This window comes from Streptomyces luteogriseus, from assembly GCF_014205055.1.
GTDB lineage: Bacteria > Actinomycetota > Actinomycetes > Streptomycetales > Streptomycetaceae > Streptomyces > Streptomyces luteogriseus.
This window is the reverse complement of record NZ_JACHMS010000001.1, coordinates 6,810,922-6,827,723: the sequence shown is the minus strand read 5'-3', so window position 1 is coordinate 6,827,723 and position 16,802 is coordinate 6,810,922. Positions and strand designations below refer to the sequence as shown.

13 protein-coding genes and 2 rRNA genes are annotated in these 16,802 nt (G+C 69.8%); 2 read left to right on the top strand and 13 right to left on the bottom strand.

Going from position 1 to position 16,802, the window contains the following annotated elements; translation table 11 throughout:
- Positions 1-2: 2 nt before the first annotated feature.
- The 5 genes from BJ965_RS30420 to BJ965_RS30400 all read right to left on the bottom strand — a co-directional run bounded on the left by BJ965_RS30420 (position 3) and on the right by BJ965_RS30400 (position 5,226).
- Positions 3-1,145 (bottom strand): glycosyltransferase family 4 protein, encoded by a 1,143-nt coding sequence (locus BJ965_RS30420; protein ID WP_184913050.1) that lies wholly within the window; start codon positions 1,143-1,145, stop codon positions 3-5.
- A gap of 208 nt (positions 1,146-1,353) precedes the next feature.
- Complete coding sequence (gene recN / locus BJ965_RS30415) at positions 1,354-3,072, bottom strand: DNA repair protein RecN (protein ID WP_184917682.1); 1,719 nt, start codon at positions 3,070-3,072, stop codon at positions 1,354-1,356.
- 153 nt (positions 3,073-3,225) lie between these two features.
- On the bottom strand, positions 3,226-4,131 hold the full coding sequence (locus BJ965_RS30410) for an NAD kinase (protein WP_184913048.1): 906 nt from the start codon (positions 4,129-4,131) through the stop codon (positions 3,226-3,228).
- Positions 4,128-4,943, bottom strand: a complete 816-nt coding sequence (locus tag BJ965_RS30405) for a TlyA family RNA methyltransferase (RefSeq protein ID WP_184913046.1) — start codon at positions 4,941-4,943, stop codon at positions 4,128-4,130. Before BJ965_RS30405 ends, BJ965_RS30410 begins: the two co-directional genes overlap by 4 nt.
- A gap of 7 nt (positions 4,944-4,950) precedes the next feature.
- Complete coding sequence (locus BJ965_RS30400) at positions 4,951-5,226, bottom strand: hypothetical protein (RefSeq protein ID WP_184913044.1); 276 nt, start codon at positions 5,224-5,226, stop codon at positions 4,951-4,953.
- A gap of 42 nt (positions 5,227-5,268) precedes the next feature.
- Between BJ965_RS30400 and BJ965_RS30395 the strand changes: the two genes are divergently transcribed.
- Complete coding sequence (locus tag BJ965_RS30395; protein WP_184913042.1) at positions 5,269-5,616, top strand: SCP2 sterol-binding domain-containing protein; 348 nt, start codon at positions 5,269-5,271, stop codon at positions 5,614-5,616.
- On the opposite strand, the gene BJ965_RS30390 is transcribed toward BJ965_RS30395, so the two are convergent.
- From BJ965_RS30390 to BJ965_RS30375, 4 genes are all read right to left on the bottom strand, one after another.
- Positions 5,600-6,493: an ABC transporter ATP-binding protein gene (locus BJ965_RS30390; RefSeq protein WP_184913040.1), complete on the bottom strand. Its 894-nt coding sequence runs from the start codon at positions 6,491-6,493 to the stop codon at positions 5,600-5,602. The two genes, BJ965_RS30395 and BJ965_RS30390, sit on opposite strands and share 17 nt — an antisense overlap.
- Positions 6,490-7,530, bottom strand: coding sequence for a FecCD family ABC transporter permease (locus BJ965_RS30385; protein ID WP_184913038.1), 1,041 nt, complete (start codon positions 7,528-7,530; stop codon positions 6,490-6,492). The genes BJ965_RS30390 and BJ965_RS30385 overlap by 4 nt, the downstream gene beginning before the upstream one ends.
- Positions 7,527-8,570 (bottom strand): FecCD family ABC transporter permease, encoded by a 1,044-nt coding sequence (locus tag BJ965_RS30380; RefSeq protein ID WP_184913036.1) that lies wholly within the window; start codon positions 8,568-8,570, stop codon positions 7,527-7,529. Before BJ965_RS30380 ends, BJ965_RS30385 begins: the two co-directional genes overlap by 4 nt.
- Before the next feature lie 120 nt (positions 8,571-8,690).
- On the bottom strand, positions 8,691-9,722 hold the full coding sequence (locus BJ965_RS30375) for an HAD hydrolase-like protein (RefSeq protein WP_184913034.1): 1,032 nt from the start codon (positions 9,720-9,722) through the stop codon (positions 8,691-8,693).
- 72 nt (positions 9,723-9,794) lie between these two features.
- Between BJ965_RS30375 and BJ965_RS30370 the strand changes: the two genes are divergently transcribed.
- Positions 9,795-11,087, top strand: a complete 1,293-nt coding sequence (locus tag BJ965_RS30370; protein ID WP_184913032.1) for a DUF1015 domain-containing protein — start codon at positions 9,795-9,797, stop codon at positions 11,085-11,087.
- Between the two features lie 89 nt (positions 11,088-11,176).
- Here BJ965_RS30370 and BJ965_RS38770 read toward each other — a convergent pair whose 3' ends face one another.
- From BJ965_RS38770 to BJ965_RS30355, 4 genes are all read right to left on the bottom strand, one after another.
- The gene (locus BJ965_RS38770; protein WP_221514349.1) at positions 11,177-12,016 is read right to left on the bottom strand and encodes a tetratricopeptide repeat protein; all 840 of its coding nucleotides are present in this window, start codon (positions 12,014-12,016) and stop codon (positions 11,177-11,179) included.
- Entirely contained in the window at positions 11,908-13,206 is a 1,299-nt protein-coding gene (locus tag BJ965_RS30365) for a hypothetical protein (protein WP_221514605.1), read from the bottom strand. Before BJ965_RS30365 ends, BJ965_RS38770 begins: the two co-directional genes overlap by 109 nt.
- A 251-nt stretch (positions 13,207-13,457) precedes the next feature.
- Positions 13,458-13,574, bottom strand: a 5S ribosomal RNA gene (gene rrf, locus BJ965_RS30360).
- Positions 13,575-13,679: 105 nt separating this feature from the next.
- Positions 13,680-16,801, bottom strand: a 23S ribosomal RNA gene (locus BJ965_RS30355).
- Position 16,802 lies beyond the last annotated feature (1 nt).

Here is a 16,802-nt window from a genome sequence, read left to right as displayed (position 1 = left end):
CCTTACGGCAGGGGCCGGGGCTGGGTCAACTCGTCGTACACGCTGAGCACTTGGGCGACCGTCTCGTCCTCGGTCGGCCAGCTTGCCGCCTGCCGGGCGCCCTTGGTGGTCAGCATGTCCCGGCGCATCCTGTCGCCGAGCAGCGCTGCGACGGATTCGGCGAGGGCCTTGGCGTCCCCGTACGGGACGAGTTCGGCCGCGTCGCCGACGAGTTCGGGGATACCGCCGACGTTCGTCGCGACGAGCGGCACGCAGGCGTGAAGGGCTTCCTGGGCGAGGACGGAGCGCGCCTCCCAGCGGCTCGGCAGCAGGGCGAGGTCGGCGGCGGCGAGCAGGTCGGTGACGTCGTCGCGCCGCCCGATGAGCCGGACCGGCAGGCCTTCCTCCTCGATCCGCCCCTGGAGTTCAGCGCGCAGCGGCCCCTCCCCCGCGATCACGACCAGGGGCACGGGATCGAGCCGGCGCCAGGCGCGCGCGGCGTCCAGCAGCACGTCGTATCCGCGGTGCCGTTCCAGCGAGCCGACGGCGATCAGCAAGGGCCGTTCGATGGCGCCGAGTTCGGCGCGCACCTTGGGCCGCAGCCGGTCGGGATCGTCGGGTTCGAGGGGCCTGCGGGGGCCGGGCAGCGCGACGGCCGCGAGCCGTGCGTCCCGCGCGCCGGTGAGCCGGGCCCGGTCCACGAGCGGCGAGGTCGTGCCCAGCACGACGGTGGCCGCCTTCACGACCCTGCGCTCCAGGACCCGCAGCATGTGGGCACGCGCGCCGTCGGCGTGCGCCCGGTCGTGCCACGTCACGACCAGCGGGGTGCGCACCCGCCGGCCGCTGAGGGCGAGCACGGTGCGGAAGGAGGCGTGCAGTCCGTGCGCGTGCACCAGATCTGCGTCGGCGCAGGCCGCCCGCAGGGCCGCCACCGACACCGGGTCGCTGCTGCGCGGCACGTGCACATGGTCGGCGCCGACACCGCTGAAGTCGTAGGCGCGGTCAGCCTCGTAGGGGGCGCACACCGTGACTTTCACGCCCCGCGCGACGAGCCCCGCGGCCAGCGAGCGCACATGCGCACTGCTGGCGGCATTGCCTCCGCCCAGCACCTGCACGGTGCGCAGCGGCAACTGGCCGTGCGGTGAGGGGCTGCTCACGGGGGTCACGTGGCCGGGCTCCTGGTTCGGGTCGGGCGGTCACGACGCGTACCCCGCCAAGGATGCCAGGACATACGGGGGTTCCGGGAACGCCGGAACGCCCGCGGCGCGACAGCGAGGCGCGGCAGCGGGGGAACGCGCCGGGCCGGGTCACCCACACGAGTGAAATCGGGCGACCCGCCCGGTCTCGCCGCACCGCCGCCGGTGCCGCTGCCCGCTAGCCGTCCGCCCGGGCCGCCGCGAGCAGCTCCTCCGCGTGCGCCCGGGCCGTCTCGGAGTCCTCCTGGCCGGCGAGCATGCGGGACAGCTCCCTCACCCGGTCCTCGCCTTCGAGGACCTTGACGCCCGAACGGGTCACGGACCCGTCGCTGGTCTTCTCGACCAGCAGCTGCCGGTCGGCGAAGGCGGCCACCTGGGGCAGATGCGTCACCACCACGACCTGCGCGCTCTTCGCCAGTCGTGCGAGCCGCCGGCCGATCTCGACCGCCGCCTTGCCGCCGACCCCGGCGTCGACCTCGTCGAAGAGGTACGTCGGCACCGGATCCGTCCCCGCGAACACGACCTCCACGGCCAGCATCACCCGCGACAGCTCGCCGCCGGACGCGCCCTTGGCGATCGGCCGGGGCGGCGCGCCCGGGTGCGGGGCGAGCAGCAGCTCGACCTCGTCGGCGCCCGCGGGGCCGTAGGCGACCGGACGGCCGCCGACCTCGACGCCCTCGGGGTCCTCGGTCTGCCGGATGTCGAAGGACACGCGCGCGTGCGGCATGGCGAGCGAAGCGAGCTCGGCGGTCACCGCGGCGGCGAACCGCTCGGCGGCCTCCGTCCGGGCGTCCGTCAACGCCTGCGCCAGCCCGCCCAGTTCCGACCGCAGGGCGTCCCGCTCGGCGGTCAGCTCCCCGATCCGCTCGTCGTCCCCGTCGAGCTCGGTCAGCCGGGCTGCGCTCTGCTCGGCCCACGCCAGCACGGTGGCGATGTCCTCGCCGTACTTGCGCGTCAGCCCGGTGAGCGCGGCCCGCCGCTCCTCGACGGCCGCCAGCCGCAGCGGATCGGCGTCCAGGTCGTCGGCGTACCCCGCCAGGTCCCCCGCCGCGTCGCGGAGCAGGATCCCGATCTCCCCGATGCGGTCCGCGAGCGCGGCCAGCGCCGGATCGTGCGACCGTACGGCGTCCAGGGCCCGCTGGGAGCCCGCGACGAGCGTCCCGGCGTCGACTCCCTCCGGGTCCTCGGGATTGCCCGCCAGGGCCGCGTGCGCGGCCGCTGCGGCGGACGCCAGCGCCTCGGCGTGCCCGAGCCGCTCGGCCTCCTCGGCCAGCTCCACGTCCTCACCGGCACGGGGTTCGACGGCGGCGATCTCGTCGAGCCCGAAGCGCAGCAGATCGGCCTCCTGGGCCCGTTCACGCGCCCGGGTGGTGATCTCGTCGAGTTCGACGGAGACGGCCCGCAGCCGCTTGTACGCCTCGCCGTACTTGGCCAGCGGCCCGCCGACCGCGTCGCCCGCGTACCGGTCGAGCGCCTGCCGCTGCCGGGACAGCTTGAGCAGCCCCTGCTGGTCGGTCTGCCCGTGCACGGCCACCAGTTCGTCGGCCAGCTCGGCGAGCACGCCCACGGGCACGCTGCGCCCGCCCAGGTGCGCCCGCGAGCGCCCCTCGGCGGAAACGGTACGGCTGATCAGCAGGGCGCCGTCGTCGAGCTCGGCCCCGGCCTCCTCGGCGCGTACCGCGGCCGTGGCGTCGCGGGGAACGGTGATCCGCCCCTCCACCACGGCCTTGCCGGCCCCGATCCGCACGAGCGCGGGGTCGGCACGCCCGCCCAGCAACAACCCCAGGCTGGTGACCACCATGGTCTTGCCCGCACCCGTCTCACCGGTGACCGCGGTGAATCCGGGCGACAGCTCGACCACAGCGTCGTCGATCACGCCCAGCGACCGTATCCGCATCTCCTCCAACACGGACACGACCTTACGAGGTCCGGGCCGGCAATTGCGACCGGCCCACCCCTGTCACCCACGCGAGTGCATCGCCCTCGCAGCGCGCGGGCACTGTGCGACAAGCCGCAGGAGCACCCACCCCCGCCGACGACGAGCAGCCCCCTAGTGAGGGGCGCCCCGCCACCCGGAAACAGGCAGCGCGAACTTGGCCACCAGCCGGTCCGTGAACGACGCGTGATGCAGCCGGGCCAGCCGCACCGGCACCGCCCCCCGCCGCACTTCGACCCTCGCTCCCGGCGGCAGGTCCACGGTCCGCCGCCCGTCGCACCACAGCACACCCGGCGGAATGTGGGGCAGAACCTCCACAGCCAACACGGAATCCGGCGATGTCACCAGCGGCTTCGCGAACAGCGCGTGCGCGGAGATCGGCACCATCAGCAGCGCCTCGACCTCCGGCCACACCACCGGCCCGCCCGCCGAGAAGGCGTACGCCGTCGACCCCGTGGGCGTCGCGCAGACGATCCCGTCACAGCCGAACCCCGTCACCGGCCGCCCGTCGATCTCCAGGACGACCTCCAGCATCCGCTCGGCGGACACCTTCTGCACGGCCGCCTCGTTCAGCGCCCAGTCCGTGTGCACGATGTCCCCGTTGCGGTGCACGACGACGTCGACGGTCATCCGCTCCTCGACCTCGTACGCCTTGGTCACCACCCGGTCGACGACCTTGTCGAGGTCGTCGCGCTCGGCCTCCGCGAGGAACCCGACGCGCCCGAGGTTGACGCCGAGCATCGGCACACCCGACGCCCGCGCGAACTCGGCGCCGCGCAGCAGCGTGCCGTCGCCGCCCAGCACGATGAGCAGCTCACAGCCGTCGAGGCACTGCGGAGTGGCCTCCCTGACCAGCTCCACCTCCGCCGGCAGCGGCAGATCGCGTGCCTCGGCCTCCAGGACGCGCACGCCCAGCCCGGAGCGCAGCAGCCCCTTCACCACGAGCTCGGCACTGCGCACGGCCGCGGGCCGGCCCGTGTGGGCGAGCAGGAAAACAGTACGAGCTCGGTTCTCGGTCAACGCGGCCCCTCCGCCACTGCACGGTCTGCCTCGGCCGGGTCCAGTGCCGGTGCCCCGGACCGCAGCCACAGAAAGTATTCGACATTCCCCGACGGCCCCGGCAGCGGACTGGCCGTCACGCCCTTCACCCCGAGCCCCAGCCCCCAGGCCTTCTCGGCCACCCCCCGTACCGCTTCGGCCCGCAGCTGGGTGCTGCGCACCACTCCCCCGCTGCCGAGGCGCTCCTTGCCCACCTCGAACTGCGGCTTGACCATCATCACCAGGTCGGCGTCCGGCTTCACGCACCGCACCAAGGCGGGCAGGACCAGCCCGAGCGGGATGAAGGACAGATCCCCCACGACAAGATCCACTGGCTCCCCATCGATCGCTTCAAGCGTCAACTCGCGTACGTTCGTACGGTCCTTGACGGTGACGCGTTCATCCTTCTGGAGGGACCACGCGAGTTGTCCGTATCCGACGTCGACGGCGACGACGTGGGCGGCGCCCGCCCGCAGCAGGACGTCGGTGAAACCGCCGGTGGAAGCGCCCGCGTCGAGCGCCCTGCGCCCCTCGACGGCCAGCCCCTGCGGCCCGAACACCGCGAGCGCGCCGGCCAGCTTGTGGCCGCCGCGCGAGACGTAGTCCGGGTCGCCGTCGTCCTGGGCCACCAGGATCGCGGCCGCGGTCTCCACCTGCGTGGCGGATTTGGTCGCGACGGTCTTGCCGACGGAGACCCGCCCCGCGGCGATCAGCTGCGCGGCGTGCTCACGCGAGCGCGCGAGCTTCCGGCGGACCAGCTCCGCGTCCAGACGGCGACGTGCGACTCCTGCCACGTTCGGTTCAGCTCCTGTGCTCGTATGACCGCGGGGGCGCCGGAGGTCCCGGGCGGGCGTCGAGCGCGGTGAGCGCGTCGCGCAGCCCCCGGTGTACATCCTCGTACACCTCGACATGCCCGTCCGTGGCGAGGTGGTCCGCGTCACCGAGCCGGCCCAGGGCGGCGTCCACCTCGGCGTCGCCGGTGGGCGTGCGGAGCACGTTCAGGGGAGCGGGGGCGGCGGGGTCGTACGCCGGCTCTTCCTCCGCCGCCGGAGGGGCCTCGAGAACTGCGTCGTCCATGCCCCGACGCTACCGCGAACCGCTGCGGTACCGTCGACCGCGATGGCCACGATCGAGGAGTGCCGCAGCGCACTCGACAAGCTCTCGGACACCATGCAGCGCGCCGAAGGGGACGTCCGCGACGCCGCGGCTCTCGACCGCTCGGTGAGCTGCCACATCACGGACCTCGACATCACCTTCGTCGGCCGGATGCGCGGCGGACGGATCGAGGTGCACGACACCGTGCCCGGCCCGCCGCCCGGCAAGGCCGAGATCAGACTCTCCATGACCGGCGACGACCTGGTGGCGCTGGTCGGCGGCGAGCTGAACTTCGCCAAGGCCTGGGGCTCGGGCCGGGTCAAGCTGCACGCGGGCGTGCGGGACCTGTTCCAGCTCAGGAAGCTTCTGTAGCCGCGGCCTTCCCGACCGCGTGCACGGCGCGGACCTTGCGGGCCGCCGGCACGACCAGCGGTGTGCCCGTCTCCGGGTCGTCGATGACCTGGCAGCGCAGTCCGAAGACCTCCTCGACCAGTTCCGCCGTGACGATGTCCTTGGGCGCGCCCTCGGCGATCACCCGGCCTTCGCGCAGCGCGATGAGGTGGGTGGCGTAGCGGGCGGCGTGGTTCAGGTCGTGCAGCACGGCGACGAGGGTGCGCCCCTGCTCCTCGTGCAGCTCGGCGCACAGGTCCAGGACATCGATCTGGTGCTGGATGTCCAGATACGTCGTCGGCTCGTCGAGCAGCAGCAGCGGTGTCTGCTGGGCGAGGGCCATGGCGATCCACACGCGCTGACGCTGGCCGCCGGAGAGTTCGTCGACGTAGCGGTCGCCCAGTTCCGCGACGCCCGTCTGCCGCATGGACTCCTGGACGACCCGCTCGTCCTCCGTGGACCACTGGCGCAGGATGCCCTGGTGCGGGTAGCGGCCGCGGCCGACGAGGTCGGCGACCGTGATGCCGTCGGGCGCTACGGAGGACTGGGGCAGCAGGCCGAGGGTCCGGGCGACCTTCTTCGCGGGCATCGACTGGATGACGTTCCCGTCCAGCAGCACGCGGCCCTCTCTCGGCTTGAGCATCCGCGACAGCGCCCGCAGCAGGGTCGACTTGCCGCAGGCGTTGGGGCCGACGATCACCGTGAACGACTGGTCGGGTATCTCCACCGACAGTTGCTCGGCGATGACCCGCTGGTCGTAGGCGAGGGTGACGTTCTCGGCGGACAGGCGGTTCACGGGGCTCCTTCGGTTGTTCAGTCCGCTGCTGGTGCTGCTCTCGGCGCTCTCGCCGATTCTCATATCCGGCCCGCCCTGCGCTCGCTGACCAGCAGCCACAGCAGGTAGACCCCGCCGAGCACGCCGGTGACCACGCCCACGGGCAGTTGCTCGGAGCCGAACGCCCGCTGCGAGACCCAGTCGGCGACGACCAGCAGGGTGGCGCCCATGCACAGCGAGGGCAGCAGGTTCGGCCCGGGTGAGCGGGTCAGGCGCCGGGCCAGCTGCGGCGCGGTGAGCGCGACGAAGCTGACGGGACCGGCCGCGGCGGTGGCGGACGCGGTGAGCAACACCGCCGCCACCATCAGCAGCAGCCGTACACGCTCGACCCGAACCCCCAGGGCGTACGAGACGTCGTCGCCCATCTCCATCATCCGCAGCCCGCGGGCGTTGACGAGGACGAGCGGCACCAGCACGGCGGTCAGCGCGAGCAGCGGCCACACCTGCTCCCAGTCACGGCCGTCGAGCGAGCCGGTCATCCACACGACCGCGCGGGCCGCGTCCACGATGTCGGACTTGGTGAGCAGATAGCCGTTGACGGCCGTGACGATCGCGGAGACGCCGATGCCGACCAGGACCAGCCGGTAGCCGTGCACCCCCCGCTTCCAGGCGAGCACGTAGATGGCGAGCCCGGTCACCAGGCCGCCCACCAGCGCCCCGGCCGCGACCTGGTTGGCGCTCCCGGAGCCCAGCACGATCACCGTGAGCGCGCCGGCCGTCGCCCCCTGCCCGAGACCGAGCACGTCCGGACTGCCCAGCGGATTGCGGGAGATGGCCTGGAACAGCGCGCCACCGAGTCCGAGTGAGGCGCCGACCAGCAGCCCGACCAGGACCCGCGGCAGCCGCAGCTCGTTGACGATGAACTCCTGGCCCGGGTTGCCCTCGCCGACCAGCGTCCGCAGCACGTCGGCGGCCGGGATCGGGAAGTCGCCGGTTCCGATGAGCACGACGCTCGCCGCGAGCGCCGCGCCGAGCAGCAGGAGCACGACGGTGACGGCCCGTACGTCCAGGCGTATCGAGAGCCCGCCCGGGGTCCGCACGGCACGGTTGGTGGTCTTCACAGCTGCGCCGTCCTCCGCCGTCGTACGAGAAAGATGAACACCGGTCCGCCGAGGATCGCGGTGACGATGCCCACCTGGAGCTCCGAGGGCCGGGCCACGATCCGGCCGATGACATCGGCGCCGAGCAGCAGCACGGGCGACAGGATCGCGGCGTACGGCAGGATCCAGCGCAGGTCGGGTCCCGTGAAGGAGCGCACGACGTGCGGCACCATCAGCCCGACGAACACGATCGGCCCGCAGGCGGCGGTCGCGGCCCCGCACAGCACGGTCGCGGCCAGCATGGACAGCGCCCGCGTCCGGTTCAGGTTGGCGCCGAGCGCCTTGGCGGTGTCGTCCCCCATGGCCATGGCGTTGAGCGGCCGGGCCAGGGCGAGGGCCAGGACCGTGCCGGCCAGCAGGAACGGCAGGACCTGCGTGATGGTCGAGTCGGTGGCCGAGGCCAGCGAACCGACCGTCCAGAAGCGCATCTTGCCGAGCGCCGCCTCGTCCATGATCATCACGGCCTGGAGGTAGCCGTACAGCGCGGCGCTGATGGCCGTGCCGGCGAGCGCGAGCCGTACCGGTGTCGCGCCCCTGCTGCCGCCGAGGAACCAGACCAGCGCCCCGACCGCGGCGGCGCCGAAGAACGCGAACCAGACGTAGCCGCTGAGCGAGGTGACCCCGAAGTACGTGATGGCCGTGACGACCGCGGCGGACGCTCCCGCGTTGATGCCGAGCAGTCCGGGGTCGGCCAGCGGGTTGCGCGTGAGGGCCTGGAGGACCGCACCGGCCAGGCCGAGCGCGGCCCCGGCGAGCAGCCCGAGCAGCGTCCGCGACACCCGCTCGGCCACCACGACGTCCCCGTAGGTCCCCGAGTCCTCGAACAGACCGTGCCAGACCTGCCCGAGCGACAGCTCTTTCGCTCCGATCGCGATGCTCGCCAGCGCGAGGAGCACCAGGATCGCCACGGACAGGAGAAGCCCGAAGGCTCGGACCGCCCGTCGGGTCGGGGGCGCGGGGACGGTCTCCGCGCGCTGTTCGGGGGGACTCTCGACCAACACGCAGTTAGGTTAGCCTACCCTCGCATTCGAGCAAGATTCGGATTCGCGACGCCGCCCGCAGCCGCCCGGCAGCGCTACGCGCACCCAGCCGCCCGGCGCACCACAAGCACTGACAGGGAGTCAGAGACCCAGCCGCGCCAGCGCCTTCCCCCCGTCCAGCTCGCACACACCCTCACCGGCCGCCGTCCACGCCACGGCGCACAGCGCGCGCAGCCCGTCCAGCGCCTCGCCCTCCCCGTCGAGCTCCAGCCGGTCCGCCCCGGCCGTCGCCGTCCAGCCACCGCACCGGAACCCGCCCTCGCCCGCCTCGACGACGTCCGGCTGCCCGCCGAGCATCCCGCGCAGATCGGCGTCCACATACGTCGGCCGGTGCTGCGGCGGCGCGGCCAGCAGCTGAGCCCCGTCGGTCACACCGGTCAGGACGAGCAGCGAGTCGACCTCGCCGTTGAACGCGCCCTCGATGTCCGTGTCCAGCCGGTCCCCGACCACCAGCGGCCGCCGCGCGCCGGTGCGCAGGATGGTCTCCCGGTGCATGGGAGGCAGCGGCTTGCCCGCGACCTGCGGCTCCGCACCCGTGGCGATGCGCACGACCTCCACCGCGGCTCCGTTGCCCGGCGCGATCCCGCGCCCGCTCGGAATCGTCAGGTCGGTGTTGGACGCGAACCACGGCACACCGCGCGCCACGGCGTAGGAGGCCTCGGCGAACCTGCCCCACGGCAGATCGGGCCCGCCGAACCCCTGCACCACCGCCGCCGGATCGTCGTCCGCCGACTCCACGGGCACCAGCCCGCGCTCCCGCAACGCGACGCGCAGCCCCTCACCGCCGATCACCAGCACACGGGCGCCTTGCGGCACCTGCTCGCTGATCAGCCGCGCGACCGCCTGCGCCGAGGTGATGACGTCCTCCGCCCCCGTCGGTATCCCCAGCTCGGTCAGATGCCCGGCCACGGTGTCCGGGGTCCGCAGGGCGTTGTTCGTCACGTACGCCAGGCGCATACCGCCCTCCCGGGCCGTGGCCAGGGACTCGACCGCGTGCGCGATCGCGTTCCCGCCCGCGTACACGACACCGTCCAGGTCGAGCAGGGCCGTGTCGTACGCCTCGCTCAGGGCCTGCCCACTGGCCTCGGGCCTCGTCCTGACGCTCCGGCTCATCCCGCATCGCTCCTCGTTCGACGGCTTTCCCCCGATCATCCCCCATGCCACCGACAGCCGTACGATGCCCTGATGAAGACAGCAGGTCACTCGGAGGCAACGGCGCACCGAGGCCTGGAACTCACCCCGTTCCGAGGCCTTCGTTACGACCCCGACCGGGTCGGCAGCCTTGCCGCCGTCACATCCCCGCCGTACGACGTCGTGGTGCGCCCCGACGGCCTGCACCACCTCGAGTCCGCCGACCCGTACAACATCGTCCGCCTGATCCTCCCCCAGGCCGCCACGCCCAGCGCCCGCAACGAACGGGCCGCCGACACCCTGCGCCGCTGGCTGTCCGAGGGCGTCCTGACCACCGACCCGGAACCCGGCCTCTACGTCTACGAGCAGCAGGACGGCAACGGCATGCTGCAACGCGGCATCATCGGCGCCCTGCGCATCTCGGAGCCCGCCGAGCAGGTCGTGCTGCCGCACGAGGACGTCATGCCGCACATCGTCGCCGACCGCGCGGCCCTCATGCGCGCCACCTCGGCCAACCTCGAGCCCCTGCTGCTCACCTACCGCGGCGACAGTTCGACGACCACCACGGCGGACCTGATCGAGCGCACCGCCGACCGGCCTCCGCTCCTCGCGACCACCACGGAGGACGGTTTCAGCCATCGTCTGTGGTCGGTCACCGCCCCCGAGGACCTGGCCGCGATCCAGTCGGACCTGGCACGGCACCAGGCTCTCATCGCCGACGGCCACCACCGCTGGGCGACCTACCGCCGCCTCCGCACGGAGCATCCCTCTCCGAGCCCGTGGGACCACGGCCTGGTCCTCCTCGTCGACACGGCCCGCTATCCCCTCCGGGTGCGTGCCATCCACCGTCTCCTGCACGATCTGCCGGTCGGCGACGCCGTGGCCGCCCTGGAAGGCCACTTCCGTGTGCGCCGCCTCGAAGTCCCGCTGGCCGAGGCCCTGGAGACGCTGGCCGACGCGGCCTGCGCGAGCAACGCGTTCCTACTGGCCGGCGACGGCGCCTTCCACCTCGTCGACCACCCGGACCCGGACCTGCTGGCCCGTACGATTCCCGCCGACCGTCCGGCGGCCTGGCGCACCCTGGACGCGACGGTCCTGCACGCCACGCTCCTCGAACACGTCTGGCGCATCTCCGAGGACTCCCCCGCCCACATCGCCTACATCCACGACACTGCGGCGACGGTGGAGAAGGCGGAACGCGACGGCGGCACGGCCGTCCTGATGCACCCGGTCCGCGAGGAAGTCGTACGCGACCTGGCCCGCCAGGGCGTCACGATGCCCCGCAAGTCGACGTCGTTCGGGCCGAAACCGGCGACGGGTCTGGTACTGCGGGCGCTGGATCTCTGACAGCAGCACGGGAATCGGCGGCGCCGACACGACGAAGGGGCGGGACCCCAGGCCTCACGGCCGGGATCCCGCCCCTTCTCTCACGGACGTCAGTCCTTGTCGTTCTCGTTCTCGTTCTCGTCCTGGGCCTCGGCCTCGGCCTGGGCCTCGTCCTGGGCCTGGGCCTGGGCCTGGGCCTCGTCCTCGGCCTCGTCAGCCTTCGGCGTCTCCGGAGCCGGGACCTGGTCGTTCTCGGCCTCGTCCGTGTCGCCGGCCATGGCATCCACGAACTCCACGCCGTCGAGCTCGGCGAGCCGGTCCGAGGCGTCGGTGCTGCCGTCACGGTCGGCCTCGACGGCCTTCGCGAACCACTCCCGCGCCTCGCTCTCCCGCCCGGCGGCGAGCAGCGCGTCGGCGTAGGCGTACCGCAGACGCGCGGTCCACGGCTGCACGGAGTTGGCGGCCAGCTCCGGGCTCTGCAGCGTCACGATGGCCGCGTCCAGCTGCCCCAGGTCCCGCCGCGCACCGGCCGCGACGAGCCGCATCTCGACCTGTCCCGCCTTGTCGAGCTTGTGCACCTCGGGCGCCCCGGCCATGTCCAGTGCCTTCTCCGGCCGCTCGAGCCCACGCTCGCAGTCGGCCATGACGGGCCACAGGTCGACGTTCCCGGTCATCCGCTTCGCGGCCCGGAACTCGGCCAGCGCCTCCCCGTACTTCTGGTTGGCGTACGCGGCGAACCCGGCGGCCTCCCGGACGGCGGCGACACGCGACGCCAGCCGCAGCGCCACCCTGGAATAGCCGTACGCGCCCTCGGGGTCCTCGTCGAGGAGCCGCGCGACCATCACCAGGTTCCTGGCGACGTCCTCCGCGAGCGTCTTGGGCAGGCTCTGCAGCTCCTGCCGTACGTCCTTGTCGATCTCGTCGCCCGTGACGTCCTCGGGGATCGGCAGCCGCTTGATGGGCTCCCTGTCCCGGTCCCGCTCCTCACGGAACCGGCCGGAACCACCCCGGTCGTCCCGGCCACGGAAGCCACCCCGGTCGCCGTCACGCCGGAAGCCGCCGCGGTCGCCCCGGTCGTCCCGTCGGGGACCGCGCCCGCCACGGTCGTCACGCCGCTCGTCGCGCCGCTCGTCACGGCCACGGAAGCCACCGCGGTCGCCCCGCTCACTGCGGTCGCCTCGGTTGTCGTCCCGCCGGAAATCGCCACGGTCGCCGCGGGGACCGTCGTCGCGACGGAAGCCGGGACGCCCGCCCCGACCCGCGTCGTCGCGCCGGAAACCGCCGCGCTCCCCGCGGTCGTCGCCACGGCGCTCGTCGCGTCGGTCGTCACGTCGGTCGTCGCGGCCGCGGAAACCACCACGGTCGTCGCGCCGGAAACCTCGGTCACCGTCCCTGGAACGGTCCCGGTCGTCACTACGGAAGCCACGGTCGCGGTTGTCGTCGCGCCGGAAGCCGCCACGGTCGTCGCGGCGGGGGAACCCACCGCGATCGCCGTCGCGCCTTTCGCCACGCCGGTCATCCCGACGGTCGTCACGCCGGTCGTCACGCCGGTCGTCACGACGCTCACCACGGTCGTCCCGCCGGTCGTCCCGACGGAAGGCAGGGCGGTCGCCTCGGTCGTCCCGACGGAAGGCAGGGCGGTCGCCTCGGTCGTCCCTACGGAAGCCACCGCGGTCGCGGTCGTCCCTGCGCGGTCCGCGATCACGGTCGTCACGCCGGCCGTAGCCACCACCACGGTTGTCGCCACCCCGGCTGTCACTGCCGCGGTTGTCACTGCCGCGGTTGTCGTCGCGACGGAAGCCACCGCGGTCGCCTCGGTCGTCGCGACGCTCACCACGGTCGTCCCGCCGGTCGTCCCGACGGAAGGCAGGCCGGTCGCCTCGGTCGTCCCTACGGAAGCCACCGCGGTCGCGGTCGTCCCTGCGCGGTCCGCGATCACGGTCGTCACGCCGGCCGTAGCCACCACCACGGTTGTCGCCACCCCGGCTGTCACTGCCGCGGTTGTCACTGCCGCGGTTGTCGTCGCGACGGAAGCCACCGCGGTCGCCTCGGTCGTCGCGACGCTCACCACGGTTGTCGCGGTCTCCTCGGTCGCCTTCACGACGGCCGTAGCTTCCACGGTCGTTGCCGCCGCGGTCATCGCGACGGAATCCCCCACGGTCCCCGCGGCCCCCGCGCTGACCGCCGCGGTCGTTGCGGTCGCCCCGGTCCCCCTCCCGTCGCCGCTGGTCGCGCTCCGGTCGGTCCTCGGGAGAGTTGGTGGACATGGTGACTCCTGTCTTCGGTACCGCAAGTCATTCTCGCGCAGCCGGGTGCCCGGCGCGCACTGCAAAAACAAAAAGGACCCTTGGTCCCAGCTGAACGCTGGGACCAAGGGTCCTTCCAAATATTGTTCGGCGGCGTCCTACTCTCCCACAGGGTCCCCCCTGCAGTACCATCGGCGCTGTAAGGCTTAGCTTCCGGGTTCGGAATGTAACCGGGCGTTTCCCCTACGCTATAACCACCGAAACCCTAATGGTTTCGAGCGAACAAGCACACTCTTCAATTGTTTGTTCTGCTCAAAGCCGACAACTGTTCGTTGTCTCAGAACTAACACAGTGGACGCGAGCAACTGAGGACAAGCCCTCGGCCTATTAGTACCGGTCAACTCCACACGTTACCGTGCTTCCATATCCGGCCTATCAACCCAGTCGTCTACTGGGAGCCTTACCCTCTCAAGGAGGTGGGAATACTCATCTCGAAGCAGGCTTCCCGCTTAGATGCTTTCAGCGGTTATCCCTCCCGAACGTAGCCAACCAGCCATGCCCTTGGCAGAACAACTGGCACACCAGAGGTTCGTCCGTCCCGGTCCTCTCGTACTAGGGACAGCCCTTCTCAATATTCCTACGCGCACAGCGGATAGGGACCGAACTGTCTCACGACGTTCTAAACCCAGCTCGCGTACCGCTTTAATGGGCGAACAGCCCAACCCTTGGGACCGACTCCAGCCCCAGGATGCGACGAGCCGACATCGAGGTGCCAAACCATCCCGTCGATATGGACTCTTGGGGAAGATCAGCCTGTTATCCCCGGGGTACCTTTTATCCGTTGAGCGACGGCGCTTCCACAAGCCACCGCCGGATCACTAGTCCCGACTTTCGTCCCTGCTCGACCCGTCGGTCTCACAGTCAAGCTCCCTTGTGCACTTACACTCAACACCTGATTGCCAACCAGGCTGAGGGAACCTTTGGGCGCCTCCGTTACTCTTTAGGAGGCAACCGCCCCAGTTAAACTACCCATCAGACACTGTCCCTGATCCGGATCACGGACCCAGGTTAGACATCCAGCACGACCAGACTGGTATTTCAACGACGACTCCCCCTGAACTGGCGTCCAGAGTTCACAGTCTCCCAGCTATCCTACACAAGCCGAACCGAACACCAATATCAAACTGTAGTAAAGGTCCCGGGGTCTTTCCGTCCTGCTGCGCGAAACGAGCATCTTTACTCGTAGTGCAATTTCACCGGGCCTATGGTTGAGACAGTCGAGAAGTCGTTACGCCATTCGTGCAGGTCGGAACTTACCCGACAAGGAATTTCGCTACCTTAGGATGGTTATAGTTACCACCGCCGTTTACTGGCGCTTAAGTTCTCAGCTTCGCCCCACCGAAATGGAGCTAACCGGTCCCCTTAACGTTCCAGCACCGGGCAGGCGTCAGTCCGTATACATCGCCTTACGGCTTCGCACGGACCTGTGTTTTTAGTAAACAGTCGCTTCTCGCTGGTCTCTGCGGCCACCCCCAGCTCACCGTGTAAAACGGATCACCAGACGTGGCCCCCCTTCTCCCGAAGTTACGGGGGCATTTTGCCGAGTTCCTTAACCATAGTTCACCCGAACGCCTCGGTATTCTCTACCTGACCACCTGAGTCGGTTTAGGGTACGGGCCGCCATGAAACTCGCTAGAGGCTTTTCTCGACAGCATAGGATCATCCACTTCACCACAATCGGCTCGGCATCAGGTCTCAGACACATGTCAGGCGGATTTGCCTACCTGACGTCCTACACCCTTACCCCGGGACAACCACCGCCCGGGATGGACTACCTTCCTGCGTCACCCCATCACTCACCTACTAACCGCTTGGTTCGGCGGCTCCACCACTCCCCTCAACTCCGAAGAGATCAGGGCGGCTTCACGGCCTTAGCATCACGATGCTCGATGTTTGACGCTTCACAGCGGGTACCGGAATATCAACCGGTTATCCATCGACTACGCCTGTCGGCCTCGCCTTAGGTCCCGACTTACCCTGGGCAGATCAGCTTGACCCAGGAACCCTTAGTCAATCGGCGCACACGTTTCTCACGTGTGAATCGCTACTCATGCCTGCATTCTCACTCGTGAACCGTCCACAACTCGCTTCCGCGGCTGCTTCACTCGGCACACGACGCTCCCCTACCCATCACGATCCCCGTTGGGGGTATATATCGCAATGACACGACTTCGGCGGTACGCTTGAGCCCCGCTACATTGTCGGCGCGGAATCACTAGACCAGTGAGCTATTACGCACTCTTTCAAGGGTGGCTGCTTCTAAGCCAACCTCCTGGTTGTCTCTGCGACTCCACATCCTTTCCCACTTAGCGTACGCTTAGGGGCCTTAGTCGATGCTCTGGGCTGTTTCCCTCTCGACCATGGAGCTTATCCCCCACAGTCTCACTGCCGCGCTCTCACTTACCGGCATTCGGAGTTTGGCTAAGGTCAGTAACCCGGTAGGGCCCATCGCCTATCCAGTGCTCTACCTCCGGCAAGAAACACACGACGCTGCACCTAAATGCATTTCGGGGAGAACCAGCTATCACGGAGTTTGATTGGCCTTTCACCCCTAACCACAGGTCATCCCCCAGGTTTTCAACCCTGGTGGGTTCGGTCCTCCACGAAGTCTTACCTCCGCTTCAACCTGCCCATGGCTAGATCACTCCGCTTCGGGTCTTGAGCGTGCTACTGAAACGCCCTATTCGGACTCGCTTTCGCTACGGCTTCCCCACACGGGTTAACCTCGCAACACACCGCAAACTCGCAGGCTCATTCTTCAAAAGGCACGCAGTCACGAGAATGAAGCAAGCTTCATTCCGACGCTCCCACGGCTTGTAGGCACACGGTTTCAGGTACTATTTCACTCCCCTCCCGGGGTACTTTTCACCATTCCCTCACGGTACTATCCGCTATCGGTCACCAGGGAATATTTAGGCTTAGCGGGTGGTCCCGCCAGATTCACACGGGATTTCTCGGGCCCCGTGCTACTTGGGTGTCTCTCAAACGAGCCGCTGATGTTTCGACTACGGGGGTCTTACCCTCTACGCCGGACCTTTCGCATGTCCTTCGCCTACATCAACGGTTTCTGACTCGTCCTGTTGCCGGCAGACAACAGAAGAGAGATCCCACAACCCCGCATACGCAACCCCTGCCGGGTCTCACACGTATACGGTTTAGCCTCATCCGGTTTCGCTCGCCACTACTCCCGGAATCACGGTTGTTTTCTCTTCCTGCGGGTACTGAGATGTTTCACTTCCCCGCGTTCCCTCCACATGCCCTATGTGTTCAGGCATGGGTGACAGCCCATGACGACTGCCGGGTTTCCCCATTCGGAAACCCCCGGATCAAAGCCTGGTTGACGACTCCCCGGGGACTATCGTGGCCTCCCACGTCCTTCATCGGTTCCTGGTGCCAAGGCATCCACCGTGCGCCCTTAAAAACTTGGCCA